The sequence below is a fragment of the Butyrivibrio sp. MB2005 genome, assembly GCF_000424285.1.
In the GTDB taxonomy this organism is placed as follows: Bacteria; Bacillota; Clostridia; order Lachnospirales; family Lachnospiraceae; genus Butyrivibrio.
Genome location: NZ_AUJP01000010.1, coordinates 157,696 through 183,358 on the forward strand (window position 1 = coordinate 157,696; position 25,663 = coordinate 183,358).

22 protein-coding genes and 1 pseudogene are annotated in these 25,663 nt (G+C 36.8%); 3 read left to right on the forward strand and 20 right to left on the reverse strand.

Annotated features, from left to right (window positions below; all coding sequences use genetic code 11):
• Positions 1 to 3: 3 nt before the first annotated feature.
• The 11 genes from G610_RS0106420 to G610_RS0106470 form a co-directional block, all read right to left on the reverse strand.
• Positions 4 to 450 carry a hypothetical protein gene (locus G610_RS0106420; protein WP_026524141.1) on the reverse strand — a complete coding sequence of 149 codons (447 nt, stop codon included), beginning with the start codon at positions 448 to 450 and terminating at the stop codon, positions 4 to 6.
• Between the two features lie 90 nt (positions 451 to 540).
• Entirely contained in the window at positions 541 to 1,485 is a 945-nt protein-coding gene (gene rsmH, locus G610_RS0106425) for a 16S rRNA (cytosine(1402)-N(4))-methyltransferase RsmH (protein ID WP_026524142.1), read from the reverse strand.
• Positions 1,486 to 1,537: 52 nt separating this feature from the next.
• Complete coding sequence (gene mraZ, locus G610_RS0106430; protein WP_026524143.1) at positions 1,538 to 1,978, reverse strand: division/cell wall cluster transcriptional repressor MraZ; 441 nt, start codon at positions 1,976 to 1,978, stop codon at positions 1,538 to 1,540.
• Between the two features lie 278 nt (positions 1,979 to 2,256).
• On the reverse strand, positions 2,257 to 3,177 hold the full coding sequence (locus G610_RS19965) for a CPBP family intramembrane glutamic endopeptidase (RefSeq protein ID WP_051197739.1): 921 nt from the start codon (positions 3,175 to 3,177) through the stop codon (positions 2,257 to 2,259).
• Positions 3,178 to 3,280: 103 nt separating this feature from the next.
• A complete protein-coding gene (gene ychF / locus G610_RS0106440; RefSeq protein ID WP_026524144.1) occupies positions 3,281 to 4,378 on the reverse strand; it encodes a redox-regulated ATPase YchF in 1,098 nt (365 codons plus the stop codon).
• Positions 4,379 to 4,493: 115 nt separating this feature from the next.
• On the reverse strand, positions 4,494 to 5,624 hold the full coding sequence (locus G610_RS0106445; protein WP_026524145.1) for a tyrosine-type recombinase/integrase: 1,131 nt from the start codon (positions 5,622 to 5,624) through the stop codon (positions 4,494 to 4,496).
• Positions 5,625 to 5,707: 83 nt separating this feature from the next.
• On the reverse strand, positions 5,708 to 5,908 hold the full coding sequence (locus G610_RS0106450; protein ID WP_026524146.1) for an excisionase: 201 nt from the start codon (positions 5,906 to 5,908) through the stop codon (positions 5,708 to 5,710).
• A 20-nt stretch (positions 5,909 to 5,928) separates the two neighbouring features.
• Complete coding sequence (locus G610_RS22025) at positions 5,929 to 7,086, reverse strand: replication initiation factor domain-containing protein (protein WP_026524147.1); 1,158 nt, start codon at positions 7,084 to 7,086, stop codon at positions 5,929 to 5,931.
• A 70-nt stretch (positions 7,087 to 7,156) separates the two neighbouring features.
• A complete protein-coding gene (locus G610_RS0106460; RefSeq protein WP_026524148.1) occupies positions 7,157 to 8,446 on the reverse strand; it encodes an FtsK/SpoIIIE domain-containing protein in 1,290 nt (429 codons plus the stop codon).
• Positions 8,439 to 8,894, reverse strand: a complete 456-nt coding sequence (locus G610_RS0106465; protein WP_026524149.1) for a hypothetical protein — start codon at positions 8,892 to 8,894, stop codon at positions 8,439 to 8,441. The genes G610_RS0106460 and G610_RS0106465 overlap by 8 nt, the downstream gene beginning before the upstream one ends.
• 17 nt (positions 8,895 to 8,911) lie before the next feature.
• Positions 8,912 to 9,142 carry a hypothetical protein gene (locus G610_RS0106470; RefSeq protein WP_026524150.1) on the reverse strand — a complete coding sequence of 77 codons (231 nt, stop codon included), beginning with the start codon at positions 9,140 to 9,142 and terminating at the stop codon, positions 8,912 to 8,914.
• Between the two features lie 186 nt (positions 9,143 to 9,328).
• Between G610_RS0106470 and G610_RS0106475 the strand changes: the two genes are divergently transcribed.
• The 3 genes from G610_RS0106475 to G610_RS0106485 are packed head-to-tail and all read left to right on the forward strand — an operon-like array spanning position 9,329 to position 13,287.
• Entirely contained in the window at positions 9,329 to 10,132 is an 804-nt protein-coding gene (locus G610_RS0106475) for a hypothetical protein (RefSeq protein WP_026524151.1), read from the forward strand.
• Positions 10,133 to 10,181: 49 nt separating this feature from the next.
• Positions 10,182 to 12,206 (forward strand): HsdM family class I SAM-dependent methyltransferase, encoded by a 2,025-nt coding sequence (locus G610_RS0106480; RefSeq protein ID WP_026524152.1) that lies wholly within the window; start codon positions 10,182 to 10,184, stop codon positions 12,204 to 12,206.
• Positions 12,196 to 13,287, forward strand: a complete 1,092-nt coding sequence (locus G610_RS0106485; protein WP_026524153.1) for a restriction endonuclease subunit S — start codon at positions 12,196 to 12,198, stop codon at positions 13,285 to 13,287. Before G610_RS0106480 ends, G610_RS0106485 begins: the two co-directional genes overlap by 11 nt.
• Before the next feature lie 596 nt (positions 13,288 to 13,883).
• Here G610_RS0106485 and G610_RS0106490 read toward each other — a convergent pair.
• The 9 genes and pseudogenes from G610_RS0106490 to G610_RS0106540 all read right to left on the reverse strand — a co-directional run bounded on the left by G610_RS0106490 (position 13,884) and on the right by G610_RS0106540 (position 25,003).
• Positions 13,884 to 14,390 carry a nitroreductase family protein gene (locus G610_RS0106490; protein ID WP_026490262.1) on the reverse strand — a complete coding sequence of 169 codons (507 nt, stop codon included), beginning with the start codon at positions 14,388 to 14,390 and terminating at the stop codon, positions 13,884 to 13,886.
• A gap of 389 nt (positions 14,391 to 14,779) precedes the next feature.
• On the reverse strand, positions 14,780 to 16,315 hold the full coding sequence (locus tag G610_RS0106495) for a methyl-accepting chemotaxis protein (RefSeq protein ID WP_026524154.1): 1,536 nt from the start codon (positions 16,313 to 16,315) through the stop codon (positions 14,780 to 14,782).
• Positions 16,316 to 16,832: 517 nt separating this feature from the next.
• A complete protein-coding gene (locus G610_RS0106510; protein ID WP_026524155.1) occupies positions 16,833 to 17,468 on the reverse strand; it encodes a PBECR4 domain-containing protein in 636 nt (211 codons plus the stop codon).
• 233 nt (positions 17,469 to 17,701) lie between these two features.
• A pseudogene (locus G610_RS19975) lies at positions 17,702 to 18,133 on the reverse strand (TraM recognition domain-containing protein); the annotation flags it as partial.
• A gap of 117 nt (positions 18,134 to 18,250) precedes the next feature.
• Positions 18,251 to 18,412: a hypothetical protein gene (locus G610_RS23020; RefSeq protein WP_155830976.1), complete on the reverse strand. Its 162-nt coding sequence runs from the start codon at positions 18,410 to 18,412 to the stop codon at positions 18,251 to 18,253.
• A 398-nt stretch (positions 18,413 to 18,810) separates the two neighbouring features.
• The gene (gene rhuM / locus G610_RS0106525) at positions 18,811 to 19,755 is read right to left on the reverse strand and encodes a RhuM family protein (RefSeq protein WP_026524156.1); all 945 of its coding nucleotides are present in this window, start codon (positions 19,753 to 19,755) and stop codon (positions 18,811 to 18,813) included.
• A gap of 35 nt (positions 19,756 to 19,790) precedes the next feature.
• Entirely contained in the window at positions 19,791 to 20,882 is a 1,092-nt protein-coding gene (locus G610_RS0106530; protein WP_026524157.1) for a PDDEXK nuclease domain-containing protein, read from the reverse strand.
• 429 nt (positions 20,883 to 21,311) lie between these two features.
• A complete protein-coding gene (locus tag G610_RS0106535; RefSeq protein WP_026524158.1) occupies positions 21,312 to 22,565 on the reverse strand; it encodes an ATP-binding protein in 1,254 nt (417 codons plus the stop codon).
• Between the two features lie 380 nt (positions 22,566 to 22,945).
• Positions 22,946 to 25,003, reverse strand: coding sequence for a methyl-accepting chemotaxis protein (locus tag G610_RS0106540; RefSeq protein ID WP_026524159.1), 2,058 nt, complete (start codon positions 25,001 to 25,003; stop codon positions 22,946 to 22,948).
• Between the last annotated feature and the right edge of the window lie 660 nt (positions 25,004 to 25,663).

The following is a 25,663-nucleotide window of genomic DNA, read 5'->3' on the forward strand; positions in this document are numbered from 1 at the left end:
CTCTTAATTTCCATCCGGTATCGGTGCAACCTGTCTTACATAGTCGTTTCCGCCGCCACCGGAATAAGTAACAATCTGTCCTTCAGTAGCATAAGTCATACCATATTCGCCTATGGCGATTCTTTTTATTTCCTCAAGATCAAGATTGCTAACCGCTTTATTATAAGCCTCATCATTGTCTTGTTTCAAACTATTTAATCTGGCCTCCATGGTTGATATGGTTTTTACACTGGATTTAATATCAGCCTGAAGTGTTATATACATAGAAAGTACGCCGCCCGCAAGTACTACTGCAAGTGAAAGTCCAAGCAGTGTAGGGAGACTCATTCTGTGCGCTCTTTTTCTGGCCTGTGCTCTCTTCTGAACGTGAAGCGGCACTTCCCTTTCCTGTCTTCTGACAGGCTCATTCTGTTTTCTTACGGTGTTACCGTAAACGTAATTTCTCTCCATAATATACCCCTCGTAAATCCCCTAAAAATTAGCGCAATGGGATTTAACGTCTAGTCATTTTGTTGTTCCCCCATAAGAAATGATCGGCTCTTACGCCTCTTCTCTTCTCTCGAATACGCGAAGCTTTGCACTGGCGCTTCTGCTATTCTCTTCAAGTTCCTGCTCCGAAGGCAGGATAGGCTTTCGTGTAATTACTTTGCCTTTTGATTTTTTGCCACATACACATATCGGAATTTCCGGAGGGCATGTGCATGGGTTCTCGTTTTTCCTGAAATTGTTCTTAACAATTCGGTCCTCAAGCGAATGGAAGGTTATTACACATATCCTTCCGCCGGGAGCGAGAAAATCTATCATTCCATCCAGAGAGTTTTCGAGGACGTCGAGTTCTCTGTTGCAAGCTATTCTGAGAGCCTGAAAAGTTCTCTTTGAGGGGTGTCCTCCCTTTTCTCTCATTCTCGCAGGAATGGCAGCCTTTATGATGTCATTTAGTTCAAAAGTAGTCTCAATCGGCTTCTCGCTTCGTCTGGCAACTATGTGCTTGGCGATATTTTTGGCGAATTTATCCTCGCCGTAATTCTTGATAATATGAAAAATCTCCATTTCAGAGAATTCATTTACTATTGTTCCGGCTGTGAGTTCCTGTCTTCTGTCCATTCTCATGTCGAGCGGAGTATCGAATCTGTAGGTAAAACCTCTTTCTTCGTTATCAAGCTGGAATGAAGAGACTCCAAGATCAAGCAGAATCCCGTCAACGCTGTCTATTCCAAGCTCTTTTATTCTGCTTACTGCATTCTCGTAATTATCGCGGATGATGGTCACTCTGTCGCCGAAGGGCTTAAGTCTCTCACTGGCGGCTTTGATAGCATCCTCATCCTGATCTATACCGATAAGCCTTCCTTTATCAGAGAGTTTCTCGGCAATATGGCTGGAATGTCCGGCACCGCCCAGTGTTCCATCTACATATATGCCATCAGGCTTTATATTCAGATTATCTATTACTTCATTAAGAAGTACTGAGTAATGCTTGAATTCCATTTGTTCTCTTCCCTTGTACCGGGCGCAATGCTCCGGACTCAAAAGCTGCGGTTTAGATGCTCAAACCGTACTCGCTCATCTTGGCTGCAATACTGTCAATATCATCAAAAGTAGTAGCTTCCTCCCACTTGTCCTTGCTCCAGATTTCGACACGATTGCCGACACCTGCAACAACAGCTTCTTTATCTATGGAAGCGTGGGTCAGCCAGTTGGATTTAAGAAGGATTCTTCCTTGCTTATCCAGTTCAACATCATCTGCTCCTGCCATGAAGAATCTTCCAAGCTGTCTGGCTCCGGGTATATCCATGGGCAAAGCTTTAAGCTTCTCTTCAAAAGCGTCCCAGCCTTCCTGATCAAACGCAAAAAGACATCCATCAAAGCCTTTTGTTACAACGAACTGTTCTCCGAGCAGGTCGCGAAACTTGGCCGGGATGATCAGTCGCCCTTTTGCATCGATTGAATGGCTATATTCGCCCTTGTACGCCTTTCCCATTATTCTCTACCACATTTCACCACTTTGTGACACTTTTTACCACCTACATGTATAATAAACCATTTTTTTTCATTTAACAACCTTGCGAAAAGCTCATTTTGTCTGATTTTGGGCACAAAAAAGCCCCTCACCGTCCGGTGGGAGGCTCGCCCATACAAGATATTGTATTTGTCGACATTTTGCCGACATATATTGTGCCAGTGATATTTTTTGTAAATTGCTAAATTTTTATAAACTTTTATGCCGGAACTTTCATGCGGATGTATTTGTTCGTTTTATCAAAACTCAGACTGTTTTTCCTTACTGCTCGCATACCTTGATTTAAATACAAGTCCGGCCACAATAAATAACGGGAGCCCTGCCAGAAGGCCATTTGGTGCAGGTCCTAAAAGTCTGAAGCTTCCGGTATCCGGCACGCATAGCGCTATCGGAATTGTTGCAGCTGCATTTATTGACCCATGCAAAATCGCAGGAAACCATATACATCCGCTTTTTTCATAAACCATCTCACATAAGATACCCATGGCAATTGTGAATACACAAAACAGCAGCATTCCGGTAACAGGATATCCAAAGTAGTTGGAGCCGTATTCATATCCAATAAGCCCTATAATCGGCCAGTGCCACATGCCCCAGATTATTCCGCCTATTATGATTCCCTTTGTTCTGCCGAATTTCTCATTAAGCACCGGCTGCATATATCCTCTCCAGCCTGCTTCCTCACCGATTGCAGCAAACATATTCAGAAAAGGCGCATACAGCGAAGCGCTGGCAGATGTGATCAGAATATACTGAAAATAGGAAATACCCTGATTATCCAGTTCCTTCAGAGCAGCCGTTCCGGCATCTCCCGATGCAGAGAGTATATACTGTCCGGTCAGATCAAGATGTTTTGAAAAAATCAGGAAGTATATTACCGCGCCAATTGCTGTGAGCACTGTCGGTGCAAACCATGCAAAAAGGAGCGTTCCTATATTGCCTTTTAATTTGGGTTTCCAGCCCATTCCATTAAGTTTTTCTCCGGAAATAAGAACCGCAATCAATGGAACATACATCATAACAGCCATAAGAAGCTGCCCTTCAGACCTTCCTCCATTCTGATATAGCATCCATACGGCAACCTGCATTGTCCATGCAATGATAAATACCCAGCGAAGGTATTTCATTAAATTAGAGTCTGTGTTTTTTGTAGTGTTCATAATATACCTCTTTCTTTGGGATTAAATAATCTAAAAGAAGGTACCAATCGGCAATCTGTCTTGCATTGGTACCTTCGATATTTTGCTGCTATGCTTTAAATTATCACACGTTGAATCTGAACAGGATCACGTCTCCGTCCTGTACTACATATTCCTTACCTTCCATGCGGACAAGGCCTTTCTCCTTTGCTGCTGCAATGGAACCCTCACGAAGAAGGTCTTCGTAATTGATAACCTCAGCCTTGATGAAACCACGCTCAAAGTCTGTGTGAATCTTACCTGCTGCCTGAGGAGCCTTTGTTCCGATCTTGATGGTCCATGCTCTGGTCTCATCCTCTCCGGATGTAAGGAAGCTCATAAGACCGAGAGTTCTGTAGCTTGCTGCGATGAGCTTATCAAGACCTGACTCTTTAAGACCAAGGCTCTCAAGGAACTCTGCCTTCTCATCAGCTTCAAGCTCTGAAATCTCAGCTTCAATCTGAGCACTGATCACAAATACTTCACTTCCTGACTTTGCAGCAAGCTCACGAACTGCTGCCACATACTGGTTAGAAGCACCATCATCTGCAAGATCATCATCCTTAACGTTTGCTGCATAAATTACAGGCTTCCATGTAAGAAGATCATAAGAATTCATAAGAGCCTTCTCATCTTCATCATCCAGCTCAAGTTCCCTTGCCATCTTGCCGGCTTCAAGAACTTCCTTAATCTTATTAAGAAGCTCAAGCTCTTTTGCTGCACTCTTATCCATTCTTGCAGCCTTGGTGGTCTTGGCAATTCTTCTCTCAAGAACTTCAAGATCAGCAAATACAAGCTCTAAGTTGATTGTCTCAATATCTCTTGCAGGATCAACATTTCCATCAACGTGAACAACGTTGGGATCTTCGAAACATCTTACAACATGTACGATTGCATCTGTCTCACGGATGTTAGCAAGGAACTGGTTTCCAAGTCCTTCACCCTTGGATGCACCCTTAACAAGTCCCGCAATATCAACGAACTCGATTGTTGCAGGTGTAACCTTCTTGGAATTATAAAGGTCGCCAAGAAGCTTTAGTCTCTTATCCGGCACTGCTACGATTCCCACATTGGGATCAATTGTTGCAAAAGGATAGTTTGCAGCAAGTGCTCCTGCATTTGTAAGTGAATTAAAAAGGGTACTCTTTCCGACGTTCGGAAGCCCCACGATTCCTAGTTTCATTTTCTATGTATCTCCTTTAAAAGTATTGATTTTACAAGGTTTTCAAAGCTTTCCAATTATTTGGTGTTACAATTGGTGTTACATTGTTTTGATAATTATAAGGACTTTTATAAAGTTACATAACCATCAATGCTTCTGCAACAAGCTCGATTTCTTTTTGCTTTTCATCCTCTGTAGTTGTTACGTACAAATTCATTGTAATTCCTATATTAGAATGTCCAAGGATTTTTTGAAGTGTTTTCGGTTTCATCCCTGCTTCAATACACCGAGTAGCAAATGTATGTCTCAAAATATGCATTCCAAATGGCTTAATTGATGCCATTTCACATATTTTATACAGTCCAGTATCATAAGTACTATTCTTTATCGGTGTTCCTTTACGACAAAGAAATACAAACTCTCTCCACTCAATAGGAATTACTTTAATTGTACTGTTCTTTAGTTTTTGGTCTTTTAATATCCTTATGGCTTCATCAGTAAGAGGTATTGTTCTATAACCAGATGCACTCTTTGGCTCTCCCACTCTCCAAATCTTCGAAGAATGTCTATATTCCATAGACCTGCTAATAGTTAGCACTCTTTTTTCAAAATCAATATCACTCCATTTCAATCCAACAAGTTCACCAGTTCTCAGACCAGTTTGCAGAATGAATTTATATTGATTCTCGTAGCTTCGCCCATGCGCATATTCCAAGAATTTCTGCTGTTCAACAATCTCCAACGCATGTTTCTTCTCAGAAGGTTTACCCATATCGCTTCGCACCGACTTTTTGCAAGGATTATGAATAATGATATCATTTTCCTTGGCAAACTCTAGCATATTATATAATGCAATTCTTGTCTGGTACATTGTTGTTGTCTTATACCCCTCATCAGCCATATCACTAAAAATCTTTTGGCAATGAATGGGCTTAACCTCAACAAGAAGCATTTTACCTATAACCTTGCTGATATTTCTATGATAACGCTCTCTGTAATTCCTCACAGTATTGGGTCTTACTGTTTTTTCTTTTATAGAAATCCAGTAATCAAAGAAAGCATCCACCATCATAGAATTAGCTTCTGTTATGCTACTATGCTCATCTATAAACTTTGCTTCATCAAGCCATTTCCTACATTCCTGTATTTTTTTAAAACGCTTTACTCTCCTTTTTCCTAACCTATCTACAAAGCCTGCATTATAAAGACCATTTTTTTGTTGGGTAATACCTACGCCCAACTCTTTACCTTTTAAGTCTTTTCCCATAATAAGCTCCTTTCAATAAAAAAGAAGCCTAAATACAGTATTTTATATAATACCATATATAAGCTTCTTTGTGTTACATTTCTTTAATCTAGTTCTATGTTTTCATCCAAAAACTTCTCTAATTCTTTGCGTTTCACAAGTTTCTTCCTTCCGCAATAAAGGACAAAACTACATGAGGGTTTTCTAAGCATTTCAGCCAATCGATTTTGCCCCACATTTGTATACAAAGCAGCTTCATCAATGGTAAGAAGATACTTTTCCCAAATTGGTATTTCTTTTTCCATTTTTAACCACCATCCTTTTTCTAAAGCAATTTCGTAAGATTGTCATTTACGTATTTATTAAAATCAGGATAATCCTTCAAATAATCCGTCTTATTCTTCTTTATCCAATATCTACAATCATCGTTTGGAATATAATCATCTTGAAGTTTTTCAGCAATGTACTCTAGTACCCACATAACAGCATCCATTCCCCAAAACTCTTTTAGTTTATAAAAAGTATTCATAACACCAGAGCCATAAAAAATGTAAGCTATGTTCTTTGCAAGTTCATAATTCCTTGTTAGCGAAGCTCTCAGTTTAAAACTGCTATCATAAACACAATCGATTATCATTTGAGCGTAATATGTTGGAGCATCTGCTTTACCATTATCAATTTGCATAAATAAATACTTTTGATAAATTGTCGAAGCAATAAGATTTCCAAATTCATCATCATTCTGTATATTCATCAAGGCACTAGATAATTGATGCGCATACTCATTTCTAAATACTCCTTCAAATCTCACCCAGTTTTTACATTGCAACGCCTTATCTAACTTATTACCTTTGTTAGAAATCTGTTCTGTTTTCTTATCATATACTCTCAATCGAGAATTTGATTTCTCTGAGCCTACATAGATTGTTCCAACCTCTTCTCCTGTAATAATCCCTTTAAACTTCATTGGTACTTTTCTATATTCCTTTTTTCCAATTCTTGCATTGTACTGTTCACGAAATATAGCAACTTTCTTATCCATTAAAGTTTGATAGATTTCAGATATATCAACATCTTCATCAATAAAATCAGCCGTCAAATCAATCCTCGAAAGTCTTTGCTCATAATCAGCACATGACACCATTTGAAGGAATTGATAAACCCTTATACCTGTACTTTCTAAATAGAAATCCAACGCTTGAGCAGAAAACTTTATCACAACCCCCATATCAATCATGAATTCATGATAAGCTACTGCAAAATAAAAATTATGCTCTCCATACTTATAAGCCACTGTATATCCTGCAGGTGATTTCGGTTCTGATTCTTTTTCACCAAAAATATTTAATACATCCGACTTCTTTTCAAATTTATGTATTAGATATTCTGCAATATCTCTCCAATCTGATACTGATAATAAGCTTTTATTAACAGTAGGCAATTGAAGAACTAAAGTTATTTCATCAACCCCTAATTCAAGCAATCACACCACCTTCCTTCTAAGGGTCTGCATCCATATATAATTATCTTGCCCTTTTCAGCAACCCCCGTGATTACATCACGGGGGTTGCCTTTCTCACAGCTTCTAATATGTCAAAGTTAAGAAAAGGACATTGTAAAAGTTTCGGCTCAGAAGCAATCACTGGCTCTGTAAAAACCCCCTCGCCCACCTTATAATGACGATTCGGTATATCTACTCCCGTACCAAAAGCTGTCACATAGGTCTGTTGTTCCGAATTGCCAAGCACAACCTTTAACGGAATATTATCTCTCAAAGATGTACTGATTAAGTTTGCATCAGACTTCTGCATTATTATGAACATGAAGAATCCTAACTGTCTGCCTTGCAATATCACTTCTGCCATTAGTCCATTTACCTTGTCGCGAGTTTTCTTATCCTCATTTGCTAACACAGACACAAAACTCGCATACTCATCAAAGCAGAATATATAGGGTGACTTATTAAAATCAGAATAATCCGCATCCAATTTGCTTTTCAGCAATTCTTTGATTTCTTCTTTACGCTCACGCATCTTAAAGACAAATTCTTCCAACTGCTCAATAATCTTACTCATGTCTACAGCAGTCTTATCTGGTGCTATAATCTGTCCAATCACAGCAAGAGAGCTTCCTTTAGGGTCTGCAAAATAAATCACATAAGGAATGGATTTATTAAAGAATTGCAAAAGCAAATTATACAAACAATAAGTCTTCCCACTTCCTGTCACACCCACCAAAAGAGTATGTTGCAACTTAACTATGCTTCTCCTATCAAGAAACAAGGAATATGTTGGGATAGCCTCATTGTGCTTAATATACTCTTCAAAAGAATTGAATTTCATTTTGAAATCAATAGAGCCATCTAAAAGTTCATAGATATAATAGTTGCCATCATCTGTCATATAATGACGTTCAACAATATATCTTTCCAACGCTGACGATAAAGACATGCCATCAAGTTTCTTATCAAATTTAATAGAATTCCTAATCTTCAAAATACCTTTATCAAGTCGCTTATCAAAAGAAAGCTCTATCTTTGGCAACTCAAATATTTTCCCTCTCTGTATATAGATGCCTGCATCTATCATTTGCAATTCCAATGAATTCATTACAATCACATGTCGAAAAAAGTATTTGAATCCCTTATGTATTTTATGAGCAAGCATATACTCAATAACAACAGATACTAAAAACACTATACCTATACGAAACATAGCCATTGATAAAGAATTCAATACCACAATATTCAGTTTTTTATATGTAATCCTTGCGCCGAGACCACACGCAAGGATTGAAATAGAAAGGATTAAAAACAATAGTCTCGTAGCTTGTTGCTTACGCATGTAGCTTGCCTAAACCTTTAGACAATGCTCCTGCTGATCCTGTCGGAACTGAAGGAGCATTGCCCCCAGACGCTCCTGTCGAGGAAAGCTTCTTACAACTATTAAATCTAAGAATCAAATTATTATCGATGTAATAAGAATGTTCCTCATCAAAATCGAATAGAGCCACCTTATCGCCCCTCTGAAAATCAGTGTCGCAACCCAGTACAGTTACATCAAAGTTCTGCATAACATTGTCCTGTATAGGTTTTCCTGTCTTCTTATTGATACCATAATCCGTATCATCATAAAGAACCTGTAATGTAAGGGTTTTGCCATCCTTCAAAACACCTTTCTTGTCACTGTAATCTCTACAAGCAACAACGAGCATTTCATTATGAAAAGCTTCGAGAAGTTTATCCGCATCAATTACTGTACGGGCAAACTTATATAAATTCTGTAATGCCATAATCTTTTCCTCCAAAATTAAAGATAATAAAGTAACATGCTTGCTTCGTCTTCACCTTTGATTAGCAAGTAGATAGATTTCAAATCTACTTTTATTTCTTCACATGGTCGAAACTTCATGTAATCAATAAGATTGTTACGAAGACTTTCAAGTTCATCGTCAGTGAACTCTTCAAACGGTACTCTGTAATGAGTAAGTAAATCACCCATTTGGAATTCCGAATCAAAATAAGAAACTGTTGGTTTCATATCGAAAACCTCCTTTATTATTTAATCAATGAGCTCTTTGATTGATAAAAGAATAGCACGATTAAAAAGTACATTTATATTTATTTAAATCATTCCATTTTCATCAAATATGCCTTATACTATCTATAAATATCGCATTTTTAAAAAAGTATATTTTTAAATTTTTAATCACATTCAGGAGAAAATATGTCAAAAATCGAAACTGTTTACGACGTAGTTTTTGAAATATACGGTCTTAAACAAGCATCAAAACCCACAAAAGAAAAAATTAGAAGTCTTGTAAAAAGACACTTAGAAAAAAACTATGCTGGGAAAACTTGGAATGAACTTTCAAAAATTGAAAAGGATGCTTTTGTATACATCACTATTCGTCAAAAAATCCTTGATAAATATGTCGATGCTTCAAAGCATAATAAAATCAATAAGAGAATCGATGATTATTTAAAAAATCAATTTTCAATTTTGGAATCTGATTTAGCATTGCGAAAACATAATTCAATTATAGGAGCAATCTATGAACAGTACTATAATCCTGATGATACTGAATCAGTCAAAAGGGAGAAATACCAACTCTTATGCCACGCAATCCATAACAAAAACGCGAAGGCACCAACCCCTTCATTTGATGACTGGTGTAACAATCCTCTCAGACCATATGATTATATAAGAACCTATGAAGAATCAGATTTTTATGAAGAAGATGACACTATAGAAGCAACGCAAGCAGAAATAGACCATGTAATACTACAAACGCTACTAAAAGAATACTCATCGAATTCAAACAGTTTTATAGATACAGACAAAATAAAAGAATGCCTTACATTTCTCAAAAATGTACCATTTGACGTTAGCGACAATGAATTGCTCGATAAATACGACCCTACTATTAATTTACCACCAGAAGAACAAGAACGCATAATTCAAGCAAACAGACGGTACTTTGCTTATCTAAAAATGTTAAAAGATTTGGATTTCATCAAGAAGTCATAGCTATATATTACTAGATATTATAACAACATTCATAAAGGAGACCTTATTCATGGCAAAAAGTATTGAAGAACAAATTGAAGATTGGGGCAAAAAACAATTAGGAAAAACAAAATATTACACAAAGACAGAAAGCATCAATCCCGAAATTGAAAATGCGTTAAAAACTGCGCCTTCTAAAAGTGGTGGTTCTGGTACTAACTATCCAGACATTAAACTATTTATAGAAACTAAATCACTAAGAAAAATTCCTGTAATGATTGAAGTGAAAGGTACAAAGGGAGCTTTACAAAAACTAACAGCTTCTGGCGATGTCGATAATGTAAAAAAAGATGGAACGCCAAATTTCACCAACATTAATAAATATGCTGTAAATGGTGCCATTCATTACGCTAATGCAATCATAAATAATTCCACTAGTTACAAGGAAGTACTTGCCATAGGCTTAAATGGTTATGATGAGCCAAGCGGACGAATTATAGAAATTGAAACATACTATGTATCACTTGATAACTACTGCATTCCAAAACGATTAAAGTCATATGCAGATTTATCATTCTTATTACCAAAGAACATCGATAAATTAATTGATGAAATCGATAAGTCCAGCCTTACAGAAGAGGAATTAGAAGCAAAGGCAAAGGAATTTGAAAATGAAATTGAAATAAAGTTAAAAAAACTAAATCAAGTTATGCAGGACGACCTCAAAATATCTGTCGGCTCCCGTGTAGAATTAGTCACTGGAATGATTATGGCATCCCTCGGTGTAGAAGGAAAAGTTTCTCCACTCGAAATATCTGACCTAAAAGGTGAATCTGGTTCAAAAACAAATGATGGTCAAGTAATCATTAATAAGATTGATTCTTTCCTCGAAGAAAGAAATCTTCCTAAAGAGAAAAAAGCCATGATTATAAATGACCTCTCACGAGTATTTATCTACTCAGATTTATGGAAGACTATTAATGGTGAAAGCAAATTAAAAACAGTTTATACAAGTGTCAAAAACGATATAATGCCTATTTTTACATCTGCTAGACATCTTGATTTTACTGGTAGACTTTTCAATGTATTAAATGCTTGGGTAGATATTCCAGATAGCGATAAAAATGATGTTGTTCTCACTCCTAGATATGTAACTGAACTTATGGCAAAGCTTGCTCAAGTAAACAAAGACAGCTATGTTTGGGATTACGCAGCTGGTTCGGCAGGATTCTTAATTTCATCAATGAAACTAATGATTAAGGATGCTGAAGAAAAAATTAAAAGTCCTAAAGAATTAGAGAAAAAAATTGTACAAATTAAATGTCAGCAATTACTTGGTATAGAAAAACGTTCAGATATTTATTTACTCGCTGTACTAAATATGATTCTTATGGGCGATGGTTCATCAAACATCATTCATAAAGATAGTTTGACTGAATATGAAGGCATTTATGAACAAGGTGATTTAAAAGACAAGCCATATCCAGCAAACGTTTTTTTACTTAATCCACCATATTCTGCAGCAGGTAAAGGTTTTGTATTTGTAGAAAAAGCACTTAATAATATGAAAAATGGAAGGGCTGTAATTCTCATTCAAGAAAATGCTGGTAGTGGTAATGGATTACCATATACAAAGCGTATTCTTGAAAAGAATACGCTTCTTGCAAGCATACATATGTCAGATATATTCCATGGAAAAGCTGGCGTTCAGACTGCTATATACGTCTTCAATGTAGGTGTTCCACATGATAAGAGGCAAATGGTTAAATTCATCGACTTTTCAAACGACGGTTATACTAGACAAAACCGAAAAAAATCTAGTCTAGAAACAAACCTCAAAAACACAGACCATGCCATCGAAAGATATGACGAAATCGTTAACCTTGTATTATATGGAAAGTCTTATCTTCATTATTTTTCAGAGGATGAATACACCGAAGATGTTATTTCTTTAGATGGAAACGATTGGACATACAAACAGCATCAAAAAATAGACACTGTTCCTACTCAAGATGATTTCATGGATGTTGTGAAAGAATATCTAAGTTGGAAAGTCTCAATGATTATGAAAGGTGAAATGTCAGATGAAAACTAAGCTTTTTAAAATTTCCGATGTTTTACAATGGCAGTCACAAAAGGAAATCGACCCATTAAAACTAAATGAGCTTACTATTGAAGGCGATTTTTCATATCCATTTTACGGACAGGCTACAATTAACAATGGAATCATTTCATTCGAAACATTGACTCCTAATGTGTTAAATAACAAAGATGGAAAACCTACCATTTTAATACACTCCAACAATCAAAACATTGTGTATCTTGAAACACCATTTTATTTAAAAGATGGACACGGTGCTACTAGCGTTCTTCAATCTGATAAGCTCAACGAAAAAAATGCACTTTATATCATAACTTGCATTAAAAAAGTCATCACAAAGAAGTTTGCTTATAATGAGAAAGCAACAAAAATAGCACTAAAAAACACCTATATTGAGTTACCTGTTAATTCATCAGATGAAATTGATTATACATACATGGAGGAACGTATACGTGAACTCGAGGAGGAACGTATACGTGAACTCTCCGCTTACTTATCAGCAAGCGGACTAGATAATTATCAAATAACAGCCTCTGAAGAACAATTATTTTCAGAAAAACCATTAACAAAGCAATTCTCTCTTTCTGAGCTATTTACATCAGAAACTGGTGATGTTGACTTGCAGCAAAAAGATATCGATGGAAAGGGTGAATACTTTATAAATTCAGGTCTTCAAAATTATGGTATAAAAGGGAAGACTTCTCGTCCTGCTAAAATTTTTGCTGCAAACACAATAACTGTGGATTTTTTTGGAAATGTGTATTTTAGACCATTCAAATATAAAATGGCGACTCATAACCATGTTTTTTCTTTATCTGGTTCTATAATCAAAAACGATAAAGTTGGTCTTTATCTAGTTAGTCAAATGCAATATTTCAAGAAAATTTTCTCTTATGACGAAATGGCTACTTGGAATAAGATTAAAGACTTAAAAATAGAAATACCTATAAATAAAGACGAAACCATCAATTATGATTATATGGAAAAATACATTTCAATATTTGAAAAGAAATCCATTAAATCGGTAATTAATTGGAAAGACAAAATCATCAATACAACAAAAAAAATCATATAAAAGAGAGCTTCCATCTTGGAAGCTCTTTTTCAAATCATCATATGTTTATCCAAGCACCCAGTATTAAATGGTGAACTTTATAATCAAATAAACATACCTGTATTTAGACTTCTGTCCAGTGTTACATTTAGTGTTACAATCAATTTTGTTTTACAAGGATTTATAAGCAAATCCATCTAGTTAGAAATCAATCATAAATCTGCTAATGCCTATATTTATCAACTTCTAAAGAATTATAAGGAAATACTAGGAACTGGCTTTTAATTACGATTCCTAGTTTCATTTTTTATATTTCTCCTTCTATAAATGCTTTATTTAAGCCATTTGTTATCTCAGCTTGTTGTACCAAGCACCACGCCGGGCACCATTTTTGTATTAATTATGCGTTATGACACATTGTGACATAAAAATAGTCCTGACACAGCGAGTATATATTACCATGTCAGGACGGATTTGTAAAAACATGCAGTGACTTTTCCGACACAGCGCTGCATTAATTAACGCGGAATTTTCCGCTATACTCCTCTTCAGGAGTAAATACGGCGGCAGGTTATGACTCCTGCTTTACAATCGCCCTAAGGCTACGCCGCAATTTTTTATAAAATAGTTACCATTGAATCAATTGGATTCCTTTTTTTATCGCTAGATACACCTTTGAAATCGCTAGCGCGAAATCCCAAATCCAGGAAACAAATAGGATAGATGTTTTCTGGCAGGTCAAAAACCTTCTGTGTTTTAAGAACATCATTCACTCCAGCCCAACATGTATCCAATCCTATATCTGTTGCTGCCAGCATCATATGTGTTGCTGCAATAACACCATCTGTCAAATAGCTATTTCCACCCTGAAAATTACTTGCAGCATTTTTATCGGAACATACTAGAATTACCATCGGTGCTCCATAACGGCATGGATGAACACTGTCCATCCTCTGAAGAGCTTCTCCACTTTTTAGTATATACACTCGTTGTGGTTGTTTATTAAAAGCTGTTGGTGCTAAGCGCCCCGCTTCTAGAATATATTTCACTTGATCTTCTGTTGGCTTTGTATCGCTGTACTTACGAACAGACTCTCTCTTCTGAATAACTTTATTAAATTCCATATCTATAATCTCCTTTGCTACATTGATTCTGTTATTTAAAAGATATGTCAGTTATTCAAAAAATCCAAAACTCCACAGTAACATAGCAAATTTCATGAATCTCGTTCCTCCGGCGAATTTACTAAGTATAAGTTAAATAACTCATCCTCAATTATACGGGATGAATTTTAAAAATGTCAGTGAAAAATTTCTTACTTTATGCACGAAGATGATGAATTCTTTGATGAGGTAGACTGATAATAATACTCTGCATACCTCCGCTTTGCATGGCCCGGTCTTGTCCGGGCCTTTAATTCAAGGTTGCGCCGACAAGGCGCAATTTCCTCGTATTAAAAAAAAGACTGTGCCCTCTTTTTTAGAAGGCACAGTCTTTTGACACTCACATCTTTTTAATTATTTAGAAGACGATTAATCTCATCAACCATGTCATTGATTGCACTAGCCTGCTGTGCAACATGCTCAGTATTTGTAGCATTATTTCCAGCCATGGTACTGATAGCCACAAACTGCTCGTTCTCACTTCTGATACTCTCTGCGATATTCTGGTTAATCTCAACAGTTTTTTTGATGATTTCTGACTGGCGTTTATGTGCCTCATTCATCTCTTCAATTGCATTAACCGAATCATTCAGCATTGTAGTCATTTCACTTATGTCGCCAAATACTGTCTTAAACTGTTCATTCTGTTCAGCAAGCTTATTGGCATTTATCTCAACCTGTCCTGTAATCTCTTCTACGTTCTTCTGAACTCTTTCAATTATTGCACCAACGTCCTTAAGTGAGCTCTGCGTGTTTTCTGCAAGCTTACCAACTTCAGTTGCTACAACAGCAAATCCCTTTCCAGCATCACCCGCTCTTGCGGCCTCAATTGAAGCATTAAGAGCAAGAAGGCTTGTTGATGACGAAATTCCCTGAATAAGTTCAAGCGTTGTTCCAATTTCTTCTACTGCCTTTAGAAGTCTGTCTGCAATATCTGTTGTAACTGCCATAGAATCAGAAACTTCAGAATTTATCCCCTGAAGATCATTTAATGATTTCTCATTTTCTTTTGACTTCTTAAGAAGGTTGTCAGATGTCTTCTCAACAGTCTCAACATTTTCTTCTACAATGCTTGCGCAATCATTAAGCTCTGACAAGTTTGCCATACTCTCATCTGCTTTATTACCAAGAATATTACTGTTTTTAACAAGCTCATCACTTGTTGCTGATAGCTCTTCTGCTGAAGCGCTCTCACTTGATGAGATATCCAAAAGAGTTGCTCCTGCAGTTACCATCTTGGAAGATATTGAACGAACAGCATCCATAACACCTGTAACACGCCTGTTGTTCTCTTCAAGCTCATCCTTTTTGGCAGTAATCAAAAAGTGTGAAACAAAGAATAAGAACATTACAAGGCCGGCTAACGAAAGCACAAGGCCTACAACACACATGATTACATCTGTAATAAAGAGTTCGTCTTTTACTGGCAAAAGAGCTGTGCCTCTGACAAACCATGCAATAAACATAGAAACAATACAAATACTGCCGGTAACGGACAGTAGCTTAATATCCATAAAGAATCCGATAAGTATCAGGAAGAAACATAAAAATCCCCAGAATGTTCTGGTCGGAACCATGTAAATAATGTAGTTCCACTGAAGGATAAGAACAACTGAGCAGAAAATCTTTCCTATTTGAAGTTTTCCATCTTTTAAATATCCATCTTCATCAAATGAAGACTTAAGAATCAGCATTCCTGTAATAAAGAAACACACATCCATGATACCGAAAATTATTACTGCGATCCAAGGGATAACCTGATAAAAGCCAATTGTCTTTTCTACTATGAACATTGCTGTAGCAAACATACAGGCCGATACCAGTGCAGTAATACCCCATTTAAAAACCGCAGACAGGTATACTTCAAAAGCAGATTTTTTATTCATTGATAATTACCTCCTGAGATAAATGGTTTATGTTAACTAGATTACCACAACCATTTTACTAAATTCCGCAAATTCCCATAAGAAAATATCTCTGAAATTATTATTAAAAAACTCTGCGTTGAAATGAATTATTTATTTCACCTTCCCCTTTTGCCCACCCACTTTGTAGATTACGACTATTGTAAGCTCCGCTAAATACCATCCCATGGTATATAAAACAAGCGATTCGCTATAGTCCTTTGTAGTAAGATCTACCGAGCATCCCACGCCCGAAACCTGCACCTCATACTCTACCTTCATACTCTATACTTCATCCATGTCATACCCTTCATATACCTACCTTCATCCAAAAACTGCGCAAGTTTTCGGACTACTCTCCTTTCTAAAAATAAAAATATGGTTGATAGTTTCGTTATACCCTTTTCCATGTGCACCTGATTTTGGACATAAAAATAGACCAGTAAGTATCGGACGTCTCCGACTTTTGCTGGTCTATGTAATGATATTTTTCAGTTTTCTATAATGTAATTATTCTATTCTTTACCGTTACTTCTATACTCTCCTGAGAAGATATATATATGTCATCATCAACAACACTCTTCTTCTCTACAAAGAATGATCTAGGATAATAGAAAGATGTTCCTTTATCATAATCTATACCTAAATGTATTATTGCATTATCCTTTTCAACTTTACTATAAAATACAATCTCGCTATTTATAGATGTACCACCAATTACTTTCAAATTATCAAAAAGAACAGCATTTGGCTTTTCGGCAAGTTTTGGTAGCAAATAGAAATATACAAACTTTGCTTTAACACTTCTAAATTTATTACCATTCAAAGCCTTAAGATCAGATAATTCATAATCCCCATTTCTTATACTGTCCCATCCAATATCACCTTTATATGCTTGAAGTTCTTTGTTGCTAACATGCCCCCTGGCAATTGATTCAATACCAAGAAGATGACAAAAATTCTTCTTTTCAAAACTAAGCTTGAGTGTCTTTTTCTCTCCTGAGTCAGCAGATATATTATATTCATAAATAAATGGATACAAATAATTCTGATAGTATTGTGATAAACAATCCAAAGAAATATCATTAATCTTTGGCTTGATAGTTAATTCTTTTAATTCATCCCAACTAAACATTTTCCACCTTTTTGCATAATTAAAGGGTTCTGTCGCCAGAACCCTTTAATTATGCAGCTATATTTATTCTGCTCATATTTAACGTCTCCGCAGCGGAGAAGCCAGGAGCTGCGCCCGACATAACTTTTCTATTCATATATAGTATAATGCTATTCATTATTCCCGTCAACGAATCACACACAAATATTTTAACGTATCCTTTTTTTCGTTGAATAGCTTATTTCCTGATAATACTATACTTCCACAACATAATACAAGTCATCATCCTTAAGCGACATCTTGGGATTGAGATTCTTCACAATATCATATGCGTTCTTAGGATCATACTCTGCTGTCTCCTTATAATGTGGATGCTGGGTTACATCATATTTATCAGAGAAAAACGGTCTCACGCCTCGAAGCTGCAGAATACATTTTCCCCCATCCATTACTGCAATCTCATCCATGGTCATAAGATCTTTTCCGGTCTTCTGATAGTTCATGGAATACGAAGGATTATTACCCTTACTCTCACCGGTATTGTACATATCGATGGTTTCCTTGCCCAAAATCTGATTCAGATCCTTGAGCGTAGTCTGCTCAGTACCACCAAGAAACAATTGCGAATCCATATTACCGACAATGGTATCTGCATTATCTTTGTATATAGCTTTTAGCTGTGACTTTCCATCCTCATATTCCTCATAAAGTTTTGTGATATTGAGGTTTACCCCGATGATGCTATCCTCGGGTTTAACTGTGAGCGCATCATAAGTCTCATTCATCTTCTCTACTGTTCTTGTTTAAACAGTAACCTCGGAGCCTGATCTAGCCTCCATCTGTTCCTTAACATCATTTGCAAGATTTTCCTTGAACTCTTCGTAGTTCATTCTGTGTCCTCCTGTGAATTGAATATAGTTGCACCCGTTTTGGGGCATAGAAAAAGAGCAATTGTTCTGTTTCACGAACAACTGCCCTTTATGTAAATCAATATTCAATTATTCTGCGTGATGATGTCCGGTTAACAGTTCATACACCAGCGCTACACCAGGCTTACACCAATTGTCATTTTCTAATGTGAATTTATGTAGCGAAACGTGTAATTATAGTTTCCAAACAATCGCGAAATAACGGTTCGCGTGACCTTATGTAACTAAACGTGATAAAGGAGAAGTCTTTCGATTCCTAGTTTCATTTTTTATATTTCTCCTTCTAAAAAAGCTCTTTTTTAAGCCATTTGTAACATATACCTGTCTATACAGGCACCAATCGAGTGCCACATCGAGTACCATTTTATCATATAAAAATAGCCCTAACACGGCAGAATATATATTACCATGTTAGGGCGGATTTGTAAAAAGCATTAAACTTTAAGCAAGTTCATAACCAAAGCTGTCATAATCTCCTTCTCTTCCGGATTGGACTCTGCAATCATAAGAGTAATAGCAACAAGCGCGCCATCACTGATAACCTTGTGTCCGTCTCTGAACAATGCTTTGTTTCTGCTAAGGAACTCCAGGAATAATGACGCAGCTATTCGCTTGCAGCCATCAGCAAACGGATGATCCTTTATCATGAAATAAAGGAGATTCGCAGCCTTCTCTTCAAGCGTCGGATATACCTCTCCTCCGAAAACATCCTGATAGACTGCGGCTAATATGCCTTCTACCTTACCATTTTCTTTTTCAACGCCAAACACGTCGGATCTAAAGGTATCCTCCATATGATTGATCATCTCTCTGCAGTCAGCATAAGTGATTCTGTAGATTGGAGCTGCTCCTTCCGGCTTCACAATAGACTGATGATCATATTGATCAAGAAGCACCAGGGCATCTGTATATAGATTAACCGCCTGAAGCACTTCTTTTTGCTCTATTTCTAACGTATCAGCCAACATTTTAGACTGAATCTCGACAGTTTTCTGAAGTGCAGTAAGTCTTTTCTCATTGATAGCATAACCATTTATAATATACTGCTTTAGCACTGAATTGGCCCATTGCCTAAATTCAGTGCCTCGCTGAGATTTAACCCTATATCCAACAGAAATGATCACATCAAGATTATAATGCTTTGTTCTGTAATTTTTCCCATCGGAAGCAGTTGTCAAGAAATCCTTTACAACTGAATTCTTATCCAACTCTCCTTCTTTAAAGCAATTATTCGCATGTAAGCTTACATTTTGCTTTGTGGTTGAAAATAGTTCCGCCATCTGGTTTTGCGTAAGCCATACCGTATCCCCGGTAATTGGTACCAAAAGCTTCACCTTCTTATCCTTCGTCTCGAATAATACTATTTCACTTTTTCCCATCTTTTCCCCTAAGACACTTTTAAGCCGTCCTAAGCTCAATCAATATTTCCAAACTCGGCTTCAATCTCTTCAATAGTTGGCATACTTCCCTTGAATTCTTCCGGTACCAACTTTGAAAGTTCGTAACTGGATACTCCAATAGGTTGGCTGCTTGATTCCAACGCATATTGAGCCTCTACTTTGTCAAGATCTTTACATATCAACAAGCCAACAGTTGGATTATCTTCTTCTGCCTTAATCTGGTGATTTACTGCTACAACATATGTACCAAGCTGTCCAGCATATGAAGAATCAAACTTGCCCGTTTTCACTTCCAAAACTACATAGCAGTGTCGCTTGGTGTTGTAAAAGAGCATATCAATAAACTTCTCAGTATCACCTACTTCAATCCTGACTTCTCGACCCATATATGCAAAGCCTGTACCAAGTTCCATAAGGAACTTCTCAGCCTTGTTTATAAGCGCATCCTTAAGCTCTTTCTCATCATACTTTTCTCTCAATGTTAAAAAATCAAATCTATATGGATCCTTCGTCATAGCCTGCGCAAGATCACTCTGCTCTGCCGGTAATGTTAATGCAAAATTTGTTACCGCCTTACCTTGCCTCTCATATAGATCAGTATCAAGGAAGTTCAAGAGTACATCCCTTGACCAATTGTTTTCCAATGTTTTCTTCACATAAAACAGTGCCTTCTGGGGATTGTTTTTACATTTTCCAAGTATCTGTACATGGTGTCCCCATGGTATAAGAAAAATTATACTCTGCCCCAAATCGTCAACAACTTGTTGACGATTCTCTGCATCTTCAAAATCGTCAACAGCCAGTTGACGATTTGAAACTTCCGGATACATCTCATAAAAATATCGCATATATTTAAGATTTGTAGGCGAAAACGATTTGATATCCGGGAAAATATCTTTCAAATCTTCACTAATAGTTTTATAAAAGCCAGATCCGTAATTATTTTTTTCGCTCAATCCAACAATATCCCTACCAAGAGACCAATAGAACCTGAGCATATCACTATTAGTTTTCACAGCAGCTTTTAGCTGGGTCTGTCTGAAACGCTTTGATACTTCTGTAATCCAGTTTTTATATTCATTATCAATTTTAATAAGGTTGCTCATATCTCGCCTCCAAATATTTCTATCAAGCAAATTCAATTATACAGTATTGACTATATCATGTGTAAAAAAGACAGCTATCTCTTTCGAAATAACTGCCCTTAAATTCAAAAAACCCGGTGAAATTATCACTCCTAGGCTTACCAAACTATAATGGCGTAGGAACACTTCTATGTACCAAATTTGTGCCAGCTATGTACCAGCATTTCCTTCTTCACGTGAATTTACGTGAAATTATGTAAAATTAAGATTTGGGAATTGTTAGGAAAAATGAAGATATGTAACCAGGCGTGACAACACGTGAAATGAGCTAGTTGCCGTAGCTAGGGGACGGGGTTTGTGGTCCATTATATGGCTCAAAGTTCTGGTGTTTTAATCTTGTTTATATGAAACTACGCCTAGGGATGCTATTTTTTATTCAGATACATTCATTTAGATTTCCATGCTATCTGGATTTAGAAGAAAATCATAAACACTCATTACCAATATGCCTTCATCATTATAAAGCGGTGCCACAGCATCCTTTGTAATAATAATTTTTTTAAATCCATCGCCTGTATTCACTAATGAGCGTTGTTCCTGTTCCATCTTTTCTTTATCAGGCAATGCATAGGCTGATTGAATATAAAATCTCTTTGAACCTTTGTTGCAGACAAAATCCACTTCCAACTGTTTTCGGATCTTCTTACCATTTTTGTCAACTTCATTCATCACAACAACACCAACGTCCACATTATATCCACGAACTTTTAATTCATTAAATATAATGTTTTCCATTGCATGAGTCTCCTCCACCTGTCTAAAATTAAGTCTCGCATTTCTAAGTCCCAGATCGGTAAAATAATACTTCGATGGAGTACTAATGTATTTTTTACCCTTGATGTCATATCGAATTGCACTATCAATAAGAAATGAATCTTTAAGGTAATCTATATATTTGATTATGGTTTCTTTGCTTATAGTCTTGTTTTTAACACTTTTAAAAGTCGCAGATAACTTGCTTGGATTCGTAAGCGATCCAATTGCTGAGGATAAAATGTTCAGAAGTTCTTCTAACTCTGCCTTATTTCGTATATTATTTTTTCCAGTAATATCAGAAATATAGGTTTCCTCAAATAGAGATTTTAAAAAATCAGATTTTTGATCAGCCGTTTCAAAGCCTAGCACAAGCGGTATCCCACCGAACAGCACATAATCACTCCAGCCTTCCTGCTTGTCACCGTCATATACACTCATAAATTCACTATATGTTAACGGATACATATGAACTTCATCCCCACGTCCACGAAATTCAGTAATAATATCTTTTGACAGAAACTTGGCATTACTTCCCGTTACATATACATCCACATTTTTCTTTCTTCCGAGGCTATTAAGAACTGATTCAAAATCATCGAGCATCTGAACTTCATCTAATAAAACGTAATACATTTCATTATCAGCGATTTTTTCCATCAGATATGGAAATAAAACTTCAGGATCTCGATACTTTCTATTCTCAAAAGAGTCAAATGCAATCTCAATAATATGGTTTTCATTAACTCCTTCATTTACCAGATACTCTTTAAAAATATTAAATAAAAGGTACGATTTCCCACATCTTCGCATACCTGTTACAACCTTAATTAGTCCGTTATGTTTTTTTGAAATAAGCTTATTCAAATATATATCTCTACGTATTTCCATATTGTTCCGCCCATTACTTATTGAACAAAAATGCGGAATCCGCATTTTTGTTCAATAGAATTTTACATCATAGGAATAGCTTATTCAATACTCTAATCGACATTTTTGCGGATTCCGCATTTTTGTTCGATACAGATCAAATTTTCCGACACTGTTGGGAAAATCTTAGAAGCACTATGTACTCTTCGCGCTTTTATGAGTGACTTTTTGTTTCTATACACATTTTTATGCAAAAAGACCTCGCCACATCACTGCAGCATGTTCAAAAATAATGAAAAAACATCCCACACTCTTATATACTTTTAAGGGTGTGGGATTTTTAAATTTTAATGGTATTTAGAAGATCTTTACGGACTTCTTCAAAAACTCATTTACATAAGTCAGCTTATTGTGAATCTTTCAAGGTTATTATTGATGGTATCAACCGCGTCAGAAACAGAGGTTGCAGCGGAGGATACATTTTCAGATGATGAAGCAACGCCCTGAGCTGCAGCTGTTACTCTTTCAACGTTGTTTGCAATTTCCTGTGTGGATGCGGACTGCTCTTCAGATACTGAAGCCATGTTGGTAGCAACGTCATTGACCTTGTTCATCTGCTCGGCCATTTCTACAAGGATATCATTGGCATCGGACAATTCCTGAGTGATCTCTTTAAAGGTTGTAGCTGCAACATTTACGGTCTCAGCACTGTTATTGATAAGAGTAGTATTGGTCTCGGATTTTTCAGAAAGCATCTGCACCTTCTGGGACATATCCTTTATAATTTCACCGATCTGGTTAGTAGCATCTGCTGAATTCTGAGCAAGTGTTCCAATCTCGGAAGCAACAACCGCAAATCCTTTTCCTGCTTCACCTGCTCTTGCTGCCTCGATGGAAGCGTTGAGTGAAAGGAGATTGGTCTGGGAGGAAATAGAGTTGATAAGGTCAATGATCTGATTGATCTTATCGGCAGCTTCGTCAACGTTTTTAACGGCATCTGCCATATCCTTCATGGAGTCAACGATGTCGGACATTCCGTTTGCTACGTTAGACATATCATGCTGACCGCTTTCAGCCTTTTTAACAAGTTCATTCATAGAAGCTTCAATCTGGGCTTCCTGATCTGTAACATTGGATACGGTCTGAGCCAGAACGGTTGCATTTTCAGCAACTTCATTTACGGCGCTGGCCATATTTTCAATGTTTTCTTTGATCTGAGTCATGCTTGCGGACTGATTGTTAGCGGCCTCTTCCAGATTCTCTGCTGTATCCTTGGAATTCTGTGCATCACCCATAAGCTTTCCAGATACATCTTTTATCTCTGTAAGCGATGAGCGCATACCTGTTATGAACTCTCCCATAGCTCTGTTCATGTAAGCAATTTCGTCATCACCCTTAGTGGTGATATCAACTGTAAAGTCACCGCTCGAAATCTTTTCAATGTTTTCGGTAAGGGTTGTGACAGGTTTCTTGATCATCCTCTGAAGTACCTGAGAGATTATGATAATAACCACAACAATCGATACTAAGGATACAATTACAAGAGCTAAAATGAGTTGATTTAATACTGCCAGAACTTCGTTCTGTTTTGCATATATAACAACTCTCCAGTCAGTACCGCTAACCTTGGATGTTACTGAATAGATGGTCTGTCCATCTGCCTTAAATGAGTGAACAGGACCTGTGTCGCTTTCACTATCCGCGGCATCAGCACTAACAATGGCACCTATATTGGTAATAAATGCATTGTCTGAAAGTTCGGAAACATTTTTGCCGTTTAATGAAGGATCATCTCTGTATGAAAGAATGAGTCCCTGAGGTGTAAGCAACATCGCACCACCGGTTTCATAGAGTTTAATCTGGTTAAGACTTTCCTGAGAGCCTGACAGGAAAATATCCGCTGCAAAGCATCCCTCACGCCCGTCCTTTAAATGAATGTGTCTGATAACTGTCGCACACAGATCACCTGTTACTGTGTCAAAATATGGGACGTCATAAAAGTAGAACCAACTGTTGTCATAGCCTAAAGACTGTGTATACCAGGGCTTTTCAGTGATGCCTTCCATCTGAAAATCAGGCTGGCTTGGATAGATGAAGGTTTCATCGTTTAGCGCAATATAAGCTCCTGTGGGAAGCATTTTATATCTGCCTACAGTTCCTATCATATATTGCATAAGCTCATCGTTGCTGTTATATTGATTCTGCTCAACAGCATCGGCAACACCATTTAGGTAATAGAATGTTGCATTAAGCTCTTTGTTTATCTCACCGGCATCACTTGAAACCTTATTAGTCAAAGTGGAGTCGATAAGATTCTTGACAAGCCCGTAGCCCATGGCAATCACGATGGTTTCGCTTACCAGAATGCTCAGCACAAGAAGCCCCACAAACAGAATGGACAACCTGACGCTTATGGCCTTTACTTTTTCTTTTTTTCCGGTTTTATCGGTTCTACTCATGATCAAATAACCTCCTATCAGTCAATATGTGTAATGCTACTATTTAGTATAAAATACAATAGTTTACAACATATAAATAATGTCTGTAGGAATTATTAAATATAAGTGATAATTCTATAATTTGGACATTTTATGGCATTATAAAAACCAGGCTACTATGAACCTGGCTTTTAAAAATATCATTCATATTATGATTTTGCTAATTTGGGACTCTCAACCAAAAAGTAACCTAAAATGGCATGAAATAATCCCTCATAGGATTACCCAAAAACGAGTGCCAGACGAGTGCCATTTTTTTATGAAATATATGAATCTTTAACAAGTTTTATGCGAGGTGGAATTCCCGCAAGCGAAGTATTTATGCGGTTTTAGAGAGTTTTAGAGAGTTTTATAGATTTTTATGGAGATATATGAAAAAGGCGTTCAAATAACGATTCCTAGTTTCATATTTTATATATCTCCTTCTAAAAATGCTTTATTTAAGCCATTTGTTATCTCAGCTTGTTGTACCAAGCACCACGCCGGACACCATTTATCTATTATGACATAAAAATAGTCCTGACACAGCGAATATATATTACCATGTCAGGACGGATTTGTAAAAACATGCAGTAATGGACCTAGGGGACACCCCATTAGGATTATATGGCTCAAAGTTCT